This is a genomic window from Streptomyces yamdrokensis (genome assembly GCF_053890455.1).
Genome location: NZ_CM132679.1, coordinates 4,649,517 through 4,666,210, shown reverse-complemented (window position 1 = coordinate 4,666,210; position 16,694 = coordinate 4,649,517). Strand labels below are relative to the sequence as shown.

14 protein-coding genes are annotated in these 16,694 nt (G+C 70.2%); 3 read left to right on the top strand and 11 right to left on the bottom strand.

Features of this window, described 5'->3' with window-relative positions:
• Positions 1–91: 91 nt before the first annotated feature.
• A complete protein-coding gene (locus ACWZEH_RS20945) occupies positions 92–1,588 on the bottom strand; it encodes a polysaccharide pyruvyl transferase family protein (RefSeq protein ID WP_456192647.1) in 1,497 nt (498 codons plus the stop codon).
• A gap of 202 nt (positions 1,589–1,790) precedes the next feature.
• Here ACWZEH_RS20945 and coaA point away from each other — a divergent pair, with 202 nt between their 5' ends.
• Positions 1,791–2,780 carry a type I pantothenate kinase gene (coaA, locus tag ACWZEH_RS20940; protein WP_456192646.1) on the top strand — a complete coding sequence of 330 codons (990 nt, stop codon included), beginning with the start codon at positions 1,791–1,793 and terminating at the stop codon, positions 2,778–2,780.
• A gap of 70 nt (positions 2,781–2,850) precedes the next feature.
• Here coaA and glmM read toward each other — a convergent pair whose 3' ends face one another.
• The 3 genes from glmM to rplM all read right to left on the bottom strand — a co-directional run bounded on the left by glmM (position 2,851) and on the right by rplM (position 5,492).
• Entirely contained in the window at positions 2,851–4,209 is a 1,359-nt protein-coding gene (glmM, locus tag ACWZEH_RS20935; protein WP_456192645.1) for a phosphoglucosamine mutase, read from the bottom strand.
• 278 nt (positions 4,210–4,487) lie between these two features.
• The gene (gene rpsI, locus ACWZEH_RS20930) at positions 4,488–5,006 is read right to left on the bottom strand and encodes a 30S ribosomal protein S9 (RefSeq protein ID WP_456192644.1); all 519 of its coding nucleotides are present in this window, start codon (positions 5,004–5,006) and stop codon (positions 4,488–4,490) included.
• A gap of 42 nt (positions 5,007–5,048) precedes the next feature.
• On the bottom strand, positions 5,049–5,492 hold the full coding sequence (gene rplM / locus ACWZEH_RS20925) for a 50S ribosomal protein L13 (RefSeq protein ID WP_456192643.1): 444 nt from the start codon (positions 5,490–5,492) through the stop codon (positions 5,049–5,051).
• A gap of 427 nt (positions 5,493–5,919) precedes the next feature.
• On the opposite strand from rplM, the gene ACWZEH_RS20920 reads away from it, so the two are divergent.
• Positions 5,920–6,804, top strand: a complete 885-nt coding sequence (locus ACWZEH_RS20920; protein ID WP_456192642.1) for a hypothetical protein — start codon at positions 5,920–5,922, stop codon at positions 6,802–6,804.
• A gap of 103 nt (positions 6,805–6,907) precedes the next feature.
• On the opposite strand, the gene ACWZEH_RS20915 is transcribed toward ACWZEH_RS20920, so the two are convergent.
• The 5 genes from ACWZEH_RS20915 to ACWZEH_RS20895 form a co-directional block, all read right to left on the bottom strand.
• On the bottom strand, positions 6,908–7,993 hold the full coding sequence (locus tag ACWZEH_RS20915) for a C40 family peptidase (protein WP_456192641.1): 1,086 nt from the start codon (positions 7,991–7,993) through the stop codon (positions 6,908–6,910).
• Positions 7,994–8,014: 21 nt separating this feature from the next.
• Positions 8,015–8,497, bottom strand: coding sequence for a poly-gamma-glutamate biosynthesis protein PgsC/CapC (locus ACWZEH_RS20910; RefSeq protein ID WP_055592185.1), 483 nt, complete (start codon positions 8,495–8,497; stop codon positions 8,015–8,017).
• Between the two features lie 54 nt (positions 8,498–8,551).
• On the bottom strand, positions 8,552–10,246 hold the full coding sequence (pgsB, locus tag ACWZEH_RS20905; protein WP_456192640.1) for a poly-gamma-glutamate synthase PgsB: 1,695 nt from the start codon (positions 10,244–10,246) through the stop codon (positions 8,552–8,554).
• Positions 10,247–10,252: 6 nt separating this feature from the next.
• Positions 10,253–12,541, bottom strand: a complete 2,289-nt coding sequence (locus ACWZEH_RS20900) for a HAMP domain-containing protein (protein WP_456199739.1) — start codon at positions 12,539–12,541, stop codon at positions 10,253–10,255.
• A gap of 207 nt (positions 12,542–12,748) precedes the next feature.
• On the bottom strand, positions 12,749–13,957 hold the full coding sequence (locus ACWZEH_RS20895; protein ID WP_456192639.1) for a CapA family protein: 1,209 nt from the start codon (positions 13,955–13,957) through the stop codon (positions 12,749–12,751).
• Between the two features lie 167 nt (positions 13,958–14,124).
• Here ACWZEH_RS20895 and ACWZEH_RS20890 point away from each other — a divergent pair, with 167 nt between their 5' ends.
• Positions 14,125–14,964 (top strand): hypothetical protein, encoded by an 840-nt coding sequence (locus tag ACWZEH_RS20890; RefSeq protein WP_456192638.1) that lies wholly within the window; start codon positions 14,125–14,127, stop codon positions 14,962–14,964.
• Between the two features lie 36 nt (positions 14,965–15,000).
• Here ACWZEH_RS20890 and truA read toward each other — a convergent pair whose 3' ends face one another.
• A complete protein-coding gene (gene truA, locus ACWZEH_RS20885; RefSeq protein ID WP_456192637.1) occupies positions 15,001–15,864 on the bottom strand; it encodes a tRNA pseudouridine(38-40) synthase TruA in 864 nt (287 codons plus the stop codon).
• A gap of 99 nt (positions 15,865–15,963) precedes the next feature.
• Complete coding sequence (gene rplQ, locus ACWZEH_RS20880) at positions 15,964–16,506, bottom strand: 50S ribosomal protein L17 (RefSeq protein ID WP_456192636.1); 543 nt, start codon at positions 16,504–16,506, stop codon at positions 15,964–15,966.
• Positions 16,507–16,694 lie beyond the last annotated feature (188 nt).

Below are 16,694 nucleotides of genomic sequence, written 5' to 3'. Positions count from 1 at the left end.
TGATCATCAGGAGATCACCTGTGGGGCAACTGTGACTACTGCGTGATCTCGCCTCGCGCGCCCGCCGTCCGGCCCGGCCCGTTCCTCCCGGTCAGCCCTTCTCGCCGGGCTTCGAGAAGCGGCGCACCCGGCGGCGGACGGCGGGGCCGATCCGGACCATGGCGCGCTTCTCGATGCCGCCGATACGCCGCTCCAGGGCGGCGAGCCGCTTGTGGGTGGCCGCCAGTTCCCTGCGGGTCTCGGCAAGCTCCAGGCCGGTCTCCTCCGTCCGCTTCTCGGCGGCGGCCAGCCGGGTGCGCAGTTCCTTGTTCTCCTGGACGCGCTTGTCGATCCGGGTATTGGCGACGGCGATCCGCTCCCGCAGCCGGCTGACCCGGTAGCGCATGTGGCCGTCGTCCGAGCCGTCCCAGACCGGCATCGAGGCCGGCAGGTCCAGGGCGGCGAGCCGGGCGTCGAACGCGGCGCCGCCGTCGCCGTGGGAGTAGGTGTTCCGCAGGTCGTTGCGGTCGAGGAAGGCGGTGATCCGCTCGAACCGTTCACCGTGGTTCTTGGTCATCGCCGAGTAGTCGGCGGACTCGTACAGGTCACGCGGGTCGGTGTCCGCGGACAGCGAGTCGACCGGGACGTGCGGGATGTCGAAGTAACGGCACAGTTCGAGGGTCCGCGAGTCGTGGGTGAGCACGACGCTCGGCGTGCCGGCCAGCAGGGCGGCGATGTTGCCGTGGATCCGGGTCCCGTAGGCGAAGTCGTGGCCGCGCAGCTCGTCGATCCAGGTCGCCGGGTCCAGCGGCATGCGCACCTTGTTCTCACGCAGCAGATCGTGGCTGAGCTGGAGCGGGAACGGGTCCTCGACGCCGTTCTCCGGCGTGATGTCGCCCCAGAGCAGCAGTTCCGCGTCGACGAGGTTCTGCGCGTAGTAGAGCAGGTGGGGGTACCGCTCCCAGGCGGTACGGGCCAGACCGGCGATGTCCCCCACCGGTACGGCGTCCGGGGAGAGGTTGACGGCGATACGCGAGGCCGCGGTCAGCTCGACGGTCCGGACGGCCGGGAAGGTGTCCCCGTACAGGAACATGGAGGGGCAGCCGATGATGTCGACGCGGTCGGCGGGGAACCCCATGTCGGTGAGGTAGCGGGCGGTGAGCTCGCCGCGGACCCCGATCGACGCGGACCGGTCCAGGACGGCGGAGACGAAACGTCTCACCGACGCCTCGATCGGTTTCAGCTCCCCGGTGTCGTAGTCGGCCCCGGTCTGGGCGCCCACGCCGAAGACGACCACGGGGACGGTGAGCTGCTCCACCAGGGTCGACAGCCGGTCCAGGGATGCCTGGAAGGAGGGACGGAAGGCGTTCGCGAGCGGCACGACGAAGGCGTCGTACTGTTCGTTGATCTCGGCCGCGCGCCGGGCGGACGGGTCGGTGCGGATGCCGTTCGAGACGACCTCGGTGTCCGGCGCGGACAGCATCTTGTGGGCCGAGTCACTGAAGAGCAGGTTGCCCGTATTGGTCCCGATCAGATCCTGGTGGATGAACTCCGTCGGCGTGGCCACGCGGAGCGGGCTCTTTCCGGAACGGATCAGGATGCGCTTCACACGAGACTCCCCGACTGCAACTGGCGGACACGACGGCGGCCCGAGCCGCTACGAAATGCTAAACGCCATGCACCGAAAAGTCGGACACGGGGTGTTCACATTCCGACAACTTCCCTCATCCTCCCTCAGCTTCGCTCCCTTCCTGCCCATCGCGTGACACAGCCCACGAACCATCCCGTTCGAACTCCGTTAACAATGGACTGTGATCTCTCCGGTCTCCTCGAAGTCCCGGAGCGCCCACCGGCAGCGGCCGGAGGCGACTCCCTACCTAGACCTCACCCGCGCGGAATGGAGCGCGCTGCGCCACAAGACGCCGCTGCCGTTGTCCGCCGACGAGGTGGAGCGGCTGCGCGGGCTCGGTGACGTCATCGACCTCGACGAGGTGCGGGACATCTACCTGCCGCTGTCCCGGCTGCTCAACCTCTACGTCGGCGCCACCGACGGGCTCCGCGGCGCGCTGAACACCTTCCTCGGCGAGCAGGGCTCCCAGTCCGGCACACCCTTCGTCATAGGGGTCGCCGGTTCCGTCGCCGTCGGGAAGTCCACGGTCGCCCGGCTGCTCCAGGCCCTGCTGTCGCGCTGGCCCGAGCACCCGCGCGTCGAACTGGTCACCACGGACGGCTTCCTGCTGCCCACCGCGGAGCTCCAGGCGCGCGGCCTGATGTCCAGGAAGGGGTTCCCCGAGTCGTACGACCGCCGCGCCCTCACCCGTTTCGTCGCCGACATCAAGGCCGGCAAGGACGAGGTGACGGCCCCGGTCTACTCCCACCTCATCTACGACATCGTCCCGGGCGAACGGCTCACCGTGCGCCGCCCCGACATCCTGATCGTCGAGGGGCTCAACGTCCTGCAGCCCGCGCTTCCCGGCAAGGACGGACGCACCCGGGTCGGGCTCGCCGACTACTTCGACTTCAGCGTGTACGTGGACGCCCGCACCGAGGACATCGAGCGCTGGTACCTCAACCGCTTCCGCAAGCTGCGCGCGACCGCCTTCCAGGACCCCTCCTCGTACTTCCGCAAGTACACCCAGGTCTCGGAGGAGGAGGCCCTCGACTACGCCGGCACGATGTGGCGGACGATCAACCGGCCCAACCTGGTGGAGAACATCGCCCCCACCCGCGGCCGGGCCACCCTCGTCCTGCGCAAGGGCCCGGACCACACGGTCCAGCGCCTCAGCCTGCGCAAACTCTGACCTCGGGTGCGGAGCACCGGTGGTGCCCCGGGTGCGGGGCGGTCGGCCGCCCCGCGTCCGCCCGCCCCGGTCAGCCCAGTGCCGACTTGACCACGTCCGCCAGGCGTTCCGCGACCGAGCGGGCCTGGTCGATGTCGGCGGCCTCCACCATCACGCGGACCAGCGGCTCGGTGCCCGAGGGGCGCAGCAGCACTCGGCCGGTACCGCCCAGCTCGCGCTCGGCCTCCGTCACGGCCGCCGCGAGCTCCCCGGAGGTCTTCACCCGGGTCCTGTCCACGTCGGGCACGTTGATGAGCACCTGCGGCAGCCGCTCCATCACCGACGCCAGCTCGCGCAGCGAACGCCCCGTCTCGGCGACGCGCGCGGCGAGCAGCAGGCCGGTGAGCGTGCCGTCGCCGGTCGTGGCGTGGTCGAGGACGATGACGTGGCCGGACTGCTCGCCGCCGAGGGCGTAGCCCCGCTGCTTCATCTGCTCCAGGACGTACCGGTCGCCGACCCCGGTCTGCACGAAGTGGATGCCCTCGCGCTCCATGGCGAGCTTGAACCCGAGGTTGGACATCACGGTCGCGACGACGGTGTCGGAGCGCAGTGCGGAACGCTCCCGCATCGCCAGCGCGAGCACGGCGAGGATCTGGTCCCCGTCCACCTCTTCACCGGTGTGGTCGACCGCCAGACAGCGGTCGGCGTCGCCGTCGTGCGCGATACCGAGGGCGGCCCCGTGCTCGACGACCGCGGCCTTCAGCTGCTCCATGTGGGTCGAACCGCAGCCGTCGTTGATGTTGAGCCCGTCCGGCTGGGCGCCGATGGTGACGACCTCGGCCCCGGCCCGCGCGAACGCCTCCGGCGAGACCCGGGAGGCGGCGCCGTGCGCCTCGTCGAGGACGATCCGCAGGCCGTCCAGCCGGTTCGGCAGAACGCCGACGAGGTGGGCGACATAGGTGTCGAGCCCCTCCTCGTAGTCCCGCACGCGGCCCACGCCCGCGCCGGTCGGGCGGTCCCAGGGGGCACCGGTGCGGTGCTCCTCGTACACGGACTCGATCCGGTCCTCCAGCTCGTCGGCGAGCTTGTGGCCGCCGCGCGCGAAGAACTTGATGCCGTTGTCGGGCATGGCGTTGTGGCTGGCGGACAGCATCACACCGAGATCGGCGCCGAGCGCCCCGGTCAGATGCGCCACGGCGGGCGTCGGCAGCACGCCGACCCGCAGCACGTCCACGCCGGCGCTGGCCAGCCCGGCGACCATCGCGGCCTCCAGGAACTCCCCGGACGCCCGCGGGTCACGCCCGACCACGGCGGTCGGCCGATGCCCCTCGAACGTGCCCGCCTCGGCCAGTACGTGCGCGGCGGCCACGGAGAGGCCCAGCGCCATCTCGGCCGTCAGGTCCACGTTGGCGACACCGCGCACGCCGTCCGTGCCGAAGAGTCGTCCCACTTGTCCTCCTGAGAAGCGTCAGTATCGATGCGGGCACCGGACACCGTGCATGGCCCCGGGCCACGGCCCATGGGTACGCGGGTGCGTGTGAGGTGCTCGACGGTCGCGATGCATGGGCGGCTCCCGCATCCCGAGGCAAGCGCTCCCCGGCCATCCGATCAGATTAACCGCCGAGCACCTTGTGCCGTTATACGCCCGCAACAGTGAGAAAACGAACGCCCCGACGGCACTGTGGCGTGCCGCCGGGGCGTTCGGAGTACGTGCAGGGGCAGCTGCAATCAGCGCTTGCTGTACTGCGGGGCCTTGCGGGCCTTCTTCAGACCGGCCTTCTTGCGCTCGACCGCACGGTCGTCGCGGCGGAGGAAGCCGGCCTTCTTGAGGGCGCCGCGGTTGTTGTCGACGTCCGCCTCGTTCAGCGCACGGGCGACACCGAGGCGGAGCGCACCGGCCTGACCGGAGACACCGCCACCCACGATGCGGGCGACGACGTCGTAGCGGCCCTCGAGCTCGAGCACCTTGAAGGGCTCGTTGACTTCCTGCTGGTGCACCTTGTTCGGGAAGTAGTCCTCGAGGGTGCGACCGTTGATCTTCCACTTGCCGGTGCCCGGGACGATCCGGACGCGGGCGATGGCGTTCTTGCGACGGCCCAGGCCGGCGGCCGGCTGCGGGTCGCCGAAGCGGGACGCCATGGACTCCGAGGTGTACTCGCCCTCGACGGGCACCTCGGACTCGGTGGTGTAGCTGTCGATGTCGATGTCGGTCTCTTCGAGCGGCTGCTCGGCAGTGGTCTCGGCCACGATGCTCCTCAGATTCTCTTCAGTCTTAGGGGGTGGCCGGAATTACTGCGCGACCTGGGTGATCTCGAACGGCACCGGCTGCTGCGCAGCGTGCGGGTGCTGGTCGCCCGAGTAGACCTTCAGCTTCGACAGCATCTGACGGCCCAGGGTGTTCTTGGGGAGCATGCCCTTGATGGCCTTCTCGACGGCCTTCTCGGGGTTCTTCGCCAGCAGCTCGTCGTAACGGACGGAGCGCAGACCACCCGGGTAGCCCGAGTGGCGGTACGCCATCTTCTGGGTCCGCTTGTTGCCCGAGAGGTGCACCTTGTCGGCGTTGATGATGATGACGAAGTCACCGGTGTCGACGTGCGGGGCGTAGATCGGCTTGTGCTTGCCGCGCAGGATGGAGGCCGCAGTGGTGGCCAGACGACCCAGGACGACGTCCTGGGCGTCGATGACGTGCCACTGGCGCGTCACATCGCCGGGCTTGGGGCTGTACGTACGCACGGTTCGTAGCCTTCGCTTCTTCAGTGAGTGGTCCTGACATGGCCACCGAAGACGATCACGACAGCCCTGACCGCACTGCGGTGACGCAAACCGCGTGCTGGTCGCTGGTCATCGGCCCGGCGGACCGGTGTAAGGGCCCCTCACGTGAGAATGAGCAAGCCAATACACATAACGAACATGCAGAATACCCACGCTCGGCCGGACAGGTCAAAACGAGTCCGTCGGGCATGGACTACACCAACTCTACAGGGATTCGCCACCGCCCGGCCCCCTCCCGTTCGCGGAGAGCTCCCGCGCACCGCCCGCACCAACCACCCGGAGTTGCCCCTTTTGCCCGCCGGTGCGGTGGCCGCGGCGGCAACGGCGGGGGCGTCGGCCGGGGTTGGGGCGGACCGGCGCGCCCCGCTCCCCGTCTAAGATGCGCCCCATGAGTTATGGGCAGGGGGGACCTCCTTCGCAGTGGGATCCCTGGAAACCACAGTCCCAGCAGCCCTGGAGCAGCGGGGGCGGCAGCGGCCAGGCACCGGACTGGGCCGCGCTCGCCGACGCGTCCGAGACACGTCACAAGCGACGGCGGCTGCTGTTCATCGGCGGTGGCGCGATCGCGACCGTCGCGATAGGAACGGCCGTGGCGGTGGCCGTCGTCTCGGCCAACGGAGGCAACCAGGCCTCCGACCCGTCGTCCTCCCAGCTGCCGGCGACCGCCGGCCTGCCGAGCGCCACCGGCACGGTCCCCTCGTTCGCCCCGACGAGCGCGCCGCCGCCGCTGGACCCGAAGGACTTCGTCTCCAGCGTGCAGAAGGACCGGGCGCCGCTGGGCCCCGACGTCCTCTTCCCGGGCACGCAGCTCACCATGGGCGACACGGTGTACAAGAAGGGCCCGACGGCCGACACCCGCGACTGCGCCTCGGCCGCGAAGGCCACGCTGCCCAAGGTCCTCACCGACAACGAGTGCAGCCGCCTGCTGCGGGTCACCTACACCAAGGACGACATCGCGGTGACGGTGGGCGTGGCCGTCTTCGACACCGAGGCGCAGGCGGCCAAGGCCAAGCAGCAGGCCGACGCCAAGAGCATCGTCAAGTCCCTCGCGGGCGGCGGCGTCAAGGGGTTCTGCGACGGCGCGGTCTGCCGCTCGACCACCAACTCCTACGGCCGTTACGCCTACTTCACACTGTCCGGCTTCACCGACGCCAAGAACGTGACCGAGCAGGACAAGGCCGTCTTCTCCACCGGCAACGATCTCGCCGAGTTCACCTTCCGCCAGATCCGCCGCCGCGGCGAGGCCCAGGCCTCGGCCGCCGCGAACGAGTGACGACGACCGAGCGAGCTCCTTCGGCGACTGCGGCTGCGAGCAGGGTCCGGAACCGCTGCCCCGGGCCCTGCTTGGTTCTTCCGTGCCTCGTTGCCTCAGCGCCTCACAGCCGCTTCGCGCTGCGCAGTGTCTTCGCGTAGTAGCCGTTGCCGTCCAGCCGGGAAACACCGCCGACGTCGCCGATGGTCGGGCCGTTGATCTCCTCGCGGCTGGAGACGAAGATCAGGTGGCCCTCGGTGTCGTAGCCGAGCACCATGCCCACGTGGTCCAGCCGGTCCTCGGTCCGCGCGTCGAGCTTGAAGAAGACGAGGTCGCCGGGCTGCAGCTGGTCGATGTTGGCGGGCCGGTCCTCCGCGGCCACCCCGGTCAGCGGGAGCACGTCGGCGCCCAGCCCGGAGCGGGCCATGCCGTTGGCGGTGCGCGGCAGTCCGTCGCCGGAGGAGGCGTCGGAGGACATCAGCGGGTAGCGGGCACGGTAGCCGAGCACCATGCGGATGAAACCGGAGCAGTCCAGTGCCCTGGCCCGCATGGTCTCCGGTGCCCCGATGACACCGTCCCGGAACGGGTACTGGACACCGAGGAAGTCGTAGAAGTCGGACTGCTCCAGGCGCAGGTCGCCGCCTTCCCCGCCGCTGGTGTTGAGTGGCCCGAAGTCGGCGTCACCGGCGTAGAGCGTGCCCTGCTCGTCCTTCCTGTCCGGGGCGCCGGCCACGTACTGGAAGGCGAACGCGAAGAGGTCGTCCTCCTCGCTGTCCTTGTTCTCGGCGTACCAGTCCTTGAACCACTGCTCCTTCTCCGCGCCCTTCTCCCACTTCTCGGGCATGAGCCGGACCCAGTCCCGGGTGGACACCTTGGAGGTGGTCGCCGCCGGCTCCTGGAAGGTGCGGGCCTTTCCGGTCAGCGTCGCGGTGAGCGACCCGTCGGTGAGGACCGCCGCGATCTGCCCGTCGCCGCCGCGCAGCACCGAGCGTGCCGGGTTCTCCAGCCGGGACCAGGTCGCCTTGCTGTCGTCCGCCCCGCCCCCGGACCCGCCGGTGCCGTCCAGGACACCGACGTTGCGGACCTCGGTGACCCCGGGCGCCTCCTGTTTGCGCAGCTCCACGGTGAGGTAACCGGAGGTCGCGACGAGCGTGAGCACCACCAGTCCGGGGACGATGTGGCGCGTCTTCCTCTTCCCTTTCCCTGCCATCGGAATGCTCCTCTGTTGTTGTCAGACGGTGGGCATGACGCCGAGCAGCAGTCCGGCGGCGATGACGATGTAGGCCATGAGCGACACGGTGCCTGTGGCCAGCAGGGTGGGGCCCTTGGGCTGACGCACCATCTGGTAGGCGATCAGACCGGGCACGATGAACCCGAGGGTCTGGTTGCCGTACAGCAGCGGGAACTCGAGCGAGAGCACGATCATCACGGTGCCCTGGAGCAGCACGCCCAGCAGCACGACCGCGGCGAAAAGCCGCTTGCCGTACAGGATCACCAGTCGCTGCATCACCTTGGTGCCCGCGTAGGTCAGGGCCGTCACCCCCACCACCATCGCCGCGCGCTGCAGGTCCTCGATGAGGGTGAGCGCCAGCCAGCCCGGGGTGATCATGCCGCCGGGCGACAGGTTGGTGGTGAGGTAGCACAGCAGTGAGAAGAACAGACCTATCGCGATGCCCAGAGCGGCCATCTCGGGGGTCAGTGCGGCGGTGATCAACAGGGTCTCCGGGCAGGTGTGCGGAAGGAAGAAGGGCGGTCGGTCCGCGAGGGCTCAGCGACGCGGAGGCGGTCCGCCGCCGTCCTCGCCGGTCGGGTACCAGGGCCCGCCGTCGGGCTCGTCGTAGTACGGCGGGCGCTGCTGTTCGGGCCCGTGCTCCTGGTACTGCCCGTACTGCGGAGCGCGTTGTCCCTGCTGTGGCGTGTGCGGTGCGCGCCGCTGCCCGTACTGCTCGGGCTCCGCGTACCGGTCAGGCTGCTCATACCGCTCGTGCCGCGCGTGCTGCTGGTACTGGCCTCGCTGCTCGTGCCGGTCCTGTTGTGCGTGGGGGGCGTACTGATCCCGTTGCCCCTGCTGCTGACCCTGCTGCTGGAGTGCCGCCTGCTGGGCGAGGAGGTGGCGGCGGATGACGGGGATCTCCTGGGTCTGGGAGGCCTGGTAGCGCTCCTCGTACGCCGTCGGATAGGCGGCGAACGGGTCCAGACGGGGCACCTGCTGCGCCGGAACGGCGGCGGCCGGGCCCTGAACCTCCTGCCCCGGGCCGGCCGGCTGGTCCGCGTCGGGTGTCTCGTCCGCGGGGAGTTCGGCCAGGTACTCCAGCAGTTCCTCGCCCTGACCGTGGATGTTGCCGATGGCTACGAGCGAGGAGCCGTCGGACATGCGGCCGAGCAGTTCCGGCATGAACTCGTGGGCGTCCCGACGGTCGCCGCCCAGGTCCACTGCGCGGTCCCGCCACTCGGCGGGAATGGCGTCGATGGCGCTCTTGGCGGGGTGCCCGATGACGAAGACGTTGTCCGGCTGGAGGTCGGGGATGATCTCACCCATCTGCCCGTTGCGTTCCACCCGGTCCGGGCGGCAGTTGATCACGACGTTCAGCGGGCGGCGGATGGCGCCGAGGTCGAGCAGCTGGTTGATGTTCATCAGCGTCGACTCGGGGTCGTTGGCCGCGAAGACGTTGGCGAAGGCCAGCCGCTTGTTCTCCTCGGTCACGTACTTCTCCACGGAGAGCACACCCGGGTCCGGCGGGGCGTCGTACATTCCCTGCAGGGCGACCTCGCGTTCCACGCCGAGCAGCTCGGCCACGACCAGGGCGATCGCGACGTTCTCCTTGAACGTGAACCAGCTGAAGCCCCGCAGCTCCTCGTCGGTGACCATCTCGGGGTCCGCGTAGACCAGCTTGCAGTTCCGGGCGTCGGCCTCCTCCTGAAGGATGTCGAAACGGTCCTTCTCGGCGGTGACGCAGATGCCGTCCTGGGGCATCGAGCGGCACAGCGAACGGGCCACGTCGTCGAGCGTGGGACCCATCTCGGCGAGGTGGTCCTCACGGACGTTGCACAGCACCCCGATCGTCGAGCGGATCAGCTTGCTCTGGTTGACCTCCTGCAGGGCCGGCATGACCGCCATGCACTCGATGACGAGCGCGTCGGGCCGGTACGCGGCGGCCCGGCGGACGATACCGATCTGCTCCACCACGTTGGCGATGCCGAACTTGCGGTAGACCGGCTCCTCGGTCGCGTCCGGGTGGATGAACCGGGCTGCCGTGCCGGTCGTCTTGGCCACGGTGGTCAGGTCACCGCCGCGCAGGGCACCGGCGCACAGCCGGGTGATGGAGGACTTGCCGCGGATGCCGTTGACGAGCACCCGGGACGGTATCGAGTGCAGGGCGGCGTAGTGCCGGCGCTGCTCGACGACACCCGCCACGAAGAGAAGCAGGCAGCAGATCAGCAGCGCGAAGTAGAGGTAGAGCACGGCGGGTCACCTTCCTCCGGCGCCGAGCCGGGGCTCACCGGGTCGGGGTTCGGCGGGTCGGGAGTCGGCGGGTCGGCGGGGCTGCTGTTGCCGGCGGGTCTGGAGCTGCTGACGGATCAGTTCGAGGCTGCGGACGACCGCTCCCACCTCGTCGTGGTACGTGGGGTAGAGCACCGCCTTGAGGTCGCCGTCGGCCAGCTTCTCGGCGCTGGTGGCGAGGGCGCGCAGGGGCCGGGCGACCACCAGGTGCACCCACCCCAGGCAGACCACGATCGCGGCGAGTCCGAGCAGCCCCGCGAGTACGCTGCGGTCCTCCCGCTCGTACGCGGTGATCTGGAAGCGGTCGGCGTTCTGCCAGCTGACCACGGTCCAGCCGATGTCGGCGGCGACACCACCACCGCTGAAGGGGGCCGCGGCCGCGACGGTGATGTTGCCGCCGTCGCGGATGAGGAGCCCGTTCTCGACGGGTCCGGCGCCGACCTGCACACTGCCCGCCCGGACCAGGTCGGTCAGGGCCTCGCGGGGCAGCTTCTCGAAGGCGAGGAAGCCGTCACTGGCGGCGAGGGTCCGGCCCTTCGCGTCCGCCACGCGGACCTCACCGAGGCCGGGACGCTTCAGCAGGGAGTTGAGGAACTCGATCCGCACCTCGCCGACGAGCGTGCCGCCCTCCTCCGGCAGCGGCGCGCCGGCCTGGAGCACCGGCTTCCTGCCGCCTTCCCCGGACACCCTGACCAGCGGCAGATCCTTCTCGCCGCTCCAGTCGTGCGGGTCGCCCCCGGCGCGGGCGAGGACCTCGCCGCCGGCGTCGACGACGTACAGCGCCGCGTACCGGGTGTGCCGGCGCAGGGCGTCCTCGAGCACGTTCTCGGTGGCGGCCCGGTCGGCCACGTCGACGAGACGGGAGGTGGAGACCAGGTCCGCCTGGGCCTCGTTCAGCGCCCGGCGGACACGGTCGGACACCAGGTCGGTGCGGTCGCGCTGGTCGTTGACCATGGTGGCGGGCACGCTGACCGAGTCGTCGGTGCGGTTCAGGAGCAGACCGACCGGCACGCACCACAGGAGCAGCAGTACCGCGGTCACCGCGAGTTGCGCCCGGATGCCGAACCGGGCCCTGCCGCCGCGCCTGGTGCCCTTTCCGCCGTCGGAGTCACCTGGACCGCCCGAACCGCCGAGCTGTCCCCGCAGCCGCTCCAGGGCGGAGCCGATGCGCGCGGCCTCGCCGCCTCGGAAGGTACCGACGGGACGGGTCAGATCACCGCGGGCGAGCCGGCGGGACTCCAGGAACAGCCGCAGCAGGGGCCGCTGCACCCGGGCCCACAGCACCGCCGCGGCCAGCAGGCCGAGCACCACCAGGGCACCGGCCGCGATCAGTCCGTACAGCTCGCGGCCGGTGGCACCGCTCTGCTCGGCGACCACGGGCAGCATGGCCACGACCGTGAGTCCGAGGCCCGCCGCGACACTGTCCTTCTCCTCGGGATCGGAGGAGGCCAGGGAGGCGTAGCCGCCGGTGGTGACACGGCCGTTGTACTCCCCACCGGTCACGGACCCGCTGATGCCGGGGTAGCCGCGGGAACCGGGCTCCTTGGCGGTGACGGGGTGGTCCTCGGTCCGCTCGACCGCCCGGCCGGCCAGGTCGCTCATCTGCTTCTGGAGGAACTCGAGTTCCTTGCGCTCCTGGTCCGAGTTGAGCGCCTCGGACTGCTCGAAGCCTGCCGTGGCGAGCACTTCGCCGCCCCGCGCGACCACGGCCATGGTGCGGAACGGGCCCAGCGTGATGGGCGGCACGGACAGGCTGTTGGAGGCGATCAGCAGCTGCTGGGGCCGGTCCCTCCAGTCGAGGAGGGCCATCGTCATCAGCCGGACGTCACCGGTCTCCAGCCGCACCATGCGCGGAATGAGTGCGTGTTCCCCGGTGAGAACGTCCTTGTCCAGCCAGCCGAGCGGAATGCGTTCGCCACGTGCGGCGAGTACGTCCCCGCTCTCCAGGTCCACCACGGTGGTGCCGGTCCACTTCTGGTACGTCCTGCCGAGGTCGGAGAGGACGTCCTCCGGCTCGGCCGGCTTCCCGGCGTTCAGCGCGGTGGCGGTGCGCCGCAGGTCCGTGACCCGTTCGTCGATCGAGGCGCGCAGGGCGATCGCCCCGTCCTCCGCGTAGTGCTGCTGGGAGGAAAGCACGGCTTTCGGTACGACCGGGTCGCTGCCGGGGCCGAGCACCTGGGCGGTCAGCCCGGCCAGGGCGAGGATCAGTACGCACAGCACCGCGATCGGCGGGCGGATGCCGCCGAGCAGCGGCATGTCCGCCCGTCTGCGGCTGCGTCGCCGCTTCTGTGCCGAGGGCGGCGCGACATGACTCGATGTCACCGGTGGTCTTCCTTGGTCTTTGCGCGGGTGCCGGGCGTACGCCGGCGCACCACTACCGCGACCGTGCGACGTCGTCACTCAATAGACTGATAAACGCCGACAAGGTTGTATCCCCGGCGCGGACTTCGGATGTGGGGCCGGTCACTTCTCCAGCGAGAGCTGCTCCATGCCGTCGCCGCCGGGGGCACCCCGGTTGTAGAGGAAGCCCCGGGTCCGGTCGAGCGCCAGCCGATAGCGGGCGAGCCGCTCCTCGGACAGGTCGCCGGGCTCGTCGAGCATCTGCTGGGCGTCCACCAGCCGCAGATCCCGTACGGCACCGTCGGGTATCTCCTCGCCGGGCTCCACCTCCGGCGGAATGTCCACCAACGTGGTGCGGTAGCGCGCGGTGACGTCCCAGCCCTCGGTCGTCTCCTGGAACTCGAACCAGCCGATGACCCCCTCCTCGGTCAGTCCCGTCGGGGAGGAGTGCCGGGCCAGCTGGTTGCCGAGGCTGTAGGCGACCCAGGTGCCGTTCACCTTCTGGATCGGCTGGACGACGTGGGCATGATGCCCGATCACGAGGTCGACGCCGGTCTCCTCGGTGAGCCGCTGCGTCAGCTGCAGCTGAGGCACGCTGGGCTCGTTGTAGTGCTCCAGCCCCCAGTGGACGGAGAGGATCACCACCTCCGCACCCTCTTCCCGGGCACGGGCCTCGGCCTTCTTGATCTCCTCGGTGTTGAGTCGGTTCAACGCCCACCTCTGCTTCTCGGACGTCGGGTTCAGGAACGACTCCCAGGAGAAGGAGAGATGCGCGACCTTGACACCCTTGACTTCGCGAAGGGTGACCGACTGCGCCTCCTCGGCCGACCGCGCCGATCCGGCGTGCCCGAGGCCCAGGTCGTCCATGACGTCCAACGTGCGCCGCACGCCGTCCAGCCCGTGGTCGTACGTGTGGTTGGAGGCAGTCGAGCAGGTGTCGTACCCCACGTCCTTCAGCGACGTCAGGACCTGCGGCGGGACCAGGAATTCGGGATATCCCTCGAAGGGGCCCTCGGGCTCACCCACGGGGGTCTCCATGTGGCAGATCGCCAGGTCCGCCTTGCTGATGACGGGCTTCACCCCGGCGAGCGTCGGCCCGAAGTCCAGCCCGGCCTCTCCCTCACCGGTCGTCTTCGCATCCTTGGCGGCCTGCTCGACGATCTCGGGGTGGATGAGCACGTCGCCCGCGGCCGCGACGGTGAAGGAACGTCCTCCCGGCTTGACCTGCGGCTCCACGGAACCGTCGGCCGTACCGCACGAGGCCAGGAGGCCGGTCAGCGCGACCAGGGTGGCCGCCACCCGGACCTTGGGGAGAGACTTACGCAGTGTCACTCAGTCATATTTACATGGTCCGTACATCCCTCACGCCGATTACCATCACGAGACAGTCACGTTTCGCTCCAATTATCGCCCTGCTGCTACTTGTTCTTGCATTGACGGGCTGCCAGGCGGACTCCGGGGAGGAATCGGAGGAAACAGTTCCGGCAGCGCGGGAACTGGTGGACCTCCGCAGCCGTGTCCTCACCTACACGGAGACCTTCGAGCGCGACGGTCCCTACACGCCCCCCGACGCCGATGAGCGCGACCGGCTCGCCCGCGGCATCGGACGGCTCCTCGACCACGACGCGCACAAGGCCGACGAACTCCTCTCCCCCCTCGGCCTGCGTGTCACCCGGCTCACCGACACCTCGACCGGCCGGCGCTACGACGAGGTCGCGGCCTCGGGGAAGGGTGCGAGCGCGCACTGGGGGCGGCTGTATCTGAACGCCGACTCCGCCGTCCGCTGGAACGCGCAGGTGCCGCACCCCGTCGCCGACCGGGAGACCGAGGCGCTCGGCGTACGGCTGCTGGAGGACAACCCGGGCGGTGCGCTCGTCCTGGCCGGCGCCCACCGCCGGGCGGGCGACGGCGAGGACGACGACGGCAACGCCGTCGCCGATGTGGCCCACCGCGAGGACAGCGCGTTCCACACGATCGTCGTGGAGCTGCAGAAGCGCGGAATACCCGGAGTCCAGCTGCACGGCTTCGCCGAGTCCTCGGCGAAGCGCTACGACGCGATCCTCTCCAGCGGTGCCGCGCAGAGCGCGCCCGGCGAGGCGGCCGCCCTGGCCGACCGACTGGAGACGGACGGGCTGCGGGTCTGCCGTGGCTGGTCGGCCCGCTGCCCCCTGGAGGGCACCACCAACGTCCAGGGCAAGGCCGCACAGCAGCACCACGCGACCTTCCTGCACCTGGAACTCACCCCGGACGGCCGCGGCGAGGGGCCCGACTCCCAGGAGGTCGTGGACGCCCTGTCGGGACTGCTCACGACCTGGGCGGAGGAAGGAGCCGGAAACTGAGCGGGAAACGAACGGAGAGCCGGGCCCGACCCGGGTTCAGCAGCACCGGGCCGGCGGTGCCGGCAGCGAGCGCTTGTTGCGGGCCTCCTTGGAGCGGGCGGCCAGGAGGCCGTCGGACGGATAGCCGACCTCCTCCAGGGTCAGCCCGTGCGGGCGCACGACGTGCACCGCGGAGTCCCGTACACCCGCCGCCAGCACCTTGCCCGGCCAGTCGGGCGCGCGGTGGCCGTCGCCGACGAACAGCAGCGCCCCGATCAGCGAGCGCACCATGTTGTGGCAGAAGGCGTCGGCCCGGACCGTCGCCGTGATCACCCCGTCCGCGTCGCGCACCAGGCTCAGCTCCTGGAGCGTACGGATCGTCGTCGCACCCTCCCGCCGCTTGCAGTACGCGGCGAAGTCGTGCTCCCCCAGAAGTCCCTCCGCCGCCTCGTTCATGGCGTCGACGTCGAGGGGCCAGTCGTGCCAGAGCACATGGCCCCGCAGCAACGGGTCCACCCCGCCGGGGTGGTCGGTGACGCGGTACGCGTAGCGCCTCCAGATCGCGGAGAAACGGGCGTTGAACCCCGCGGGGGCCTCGGAGAGGGACCAGATCCGCACATCGCGCGCCAGCCGTCCCGCGAGCCGCTTGAGCAGCTTCTCCTGGTGCTGCTCCCACAGTTCGGCCGGGAGGTCGACATGGGCCACCTGGCCGCGGGCGTGCACCCCGGCGTCGGTCCGCCCCGCCACGGTCAGCTCGTACGTCGTCTCCCCGGACCGCGTGACGGTCCGCAGGGCGTCCTCGATCTCCCCCTGGACGGTCCGCCGGCCCCCGGCCTGCTTGGCCCAGCCGGAGAACCCGGCCCCGTCGTAGGAGAGGTCGAGACGGATACGGACGTGTCCGGGCTGCGCTTCGTCACTCACGTACAGATCCTCTCAGGCGTACGGCATCAGGCAGCAGGCACACGAAAAGCGGGCCCGCCCCCACAAGGGCGGACCCGCTCAGCGTGAAGCAGTGCTGCCTCAGGCGTTCTTGGCGTCCTCGGCCGGGGCCTCGGCTGCCTCGTCCTTGGCCAGGTCGGCCTTGGCGTCCTCGGGCTTGGCGTCCTCGGGCTTGGCCTCGGCGGCCTCGTCCTTCTTGAGGCCGTCTTCCTTGACCGCGCGCTTGGTCGCGGCCTCGGCCTCACCGGTGGCCTCCTGGGCGACCGTCAGGGCCTCGACCAGCTCGATGACGGCCATGGGCGCGTTGTCGCCACGGCGGTTACCGATCTTGGTGATGCGGGTGTAGCCACCCGGCCGGTTCTCGTACCGCGGGCCGATCTCGGTGAAGAGCGTGTGCACGATGCTCTTGTCCGTGATGACCTGGAGCACCTGGCGGCGGTTGTGAAGGTCGCCCTTCTTCGCCTTGGTGACCAGACGCTCGGCGTACGGACGCAGCTTGCGCGCCTTCGCCTCGGTGGTGGTGATCCGGCCGTGCTCGAAGAGCGACTTCGCGAGGTTCGCGAGGAGCAGCTTCTCGTGCGCGGCGCTGCCGCCCATACGGGCACCCTTGGTGGGCTTCGGCATGGTGTCTCTCCTAGGTGTCTGCCCCGGCCGTATCAGGTACCGAGGTCAGTATCCGAGCAGGCGGTCGCCTGTCGGAGATCCGGGCAGCCCCCGGAGGGGGCGCGCCCGGAGGCGGCGCGGGACGGCGCCGATGTGCGACTCCGTCGCGGGGGCGTGATCGGGCACAGCGCACCCGCACCCGCACCCGG

Excerpts from the sequence above, each read along its gene's own strand:
- ACWZEH_RS20915 (WP_456192641.1), bottom strand. The coding sequence starts at position 7,993 with ATGGCAGGGAAAGGGAAGAGGAAGACGCGCCACATCGTCCCCGGACTG.
- ACWZEH_RS20900 (WP_456199739.1), bottom strand. The coding sequence starts at position 12,541 with ATGCCGCTGCTCGGCGGCATCCGCCCGCCGATCGCGGTGCTGTGCGTA.
- ACWZEH_RS20920 (WP_456192642.1), top strand. The coding sequence starts at position 5,920 with ATGAGTTATGGGCAGGGGGGACCTCCTTCGCAGTGGGATCCCTGGAAA.
- rplQ (WP_456192636.1), bottom strand. The coding sequence starts at position 16,506 with ATGCCGAAGCCCACCAAGGGTGCCCGTATGGGCGGCAGCGCCGCGCAC.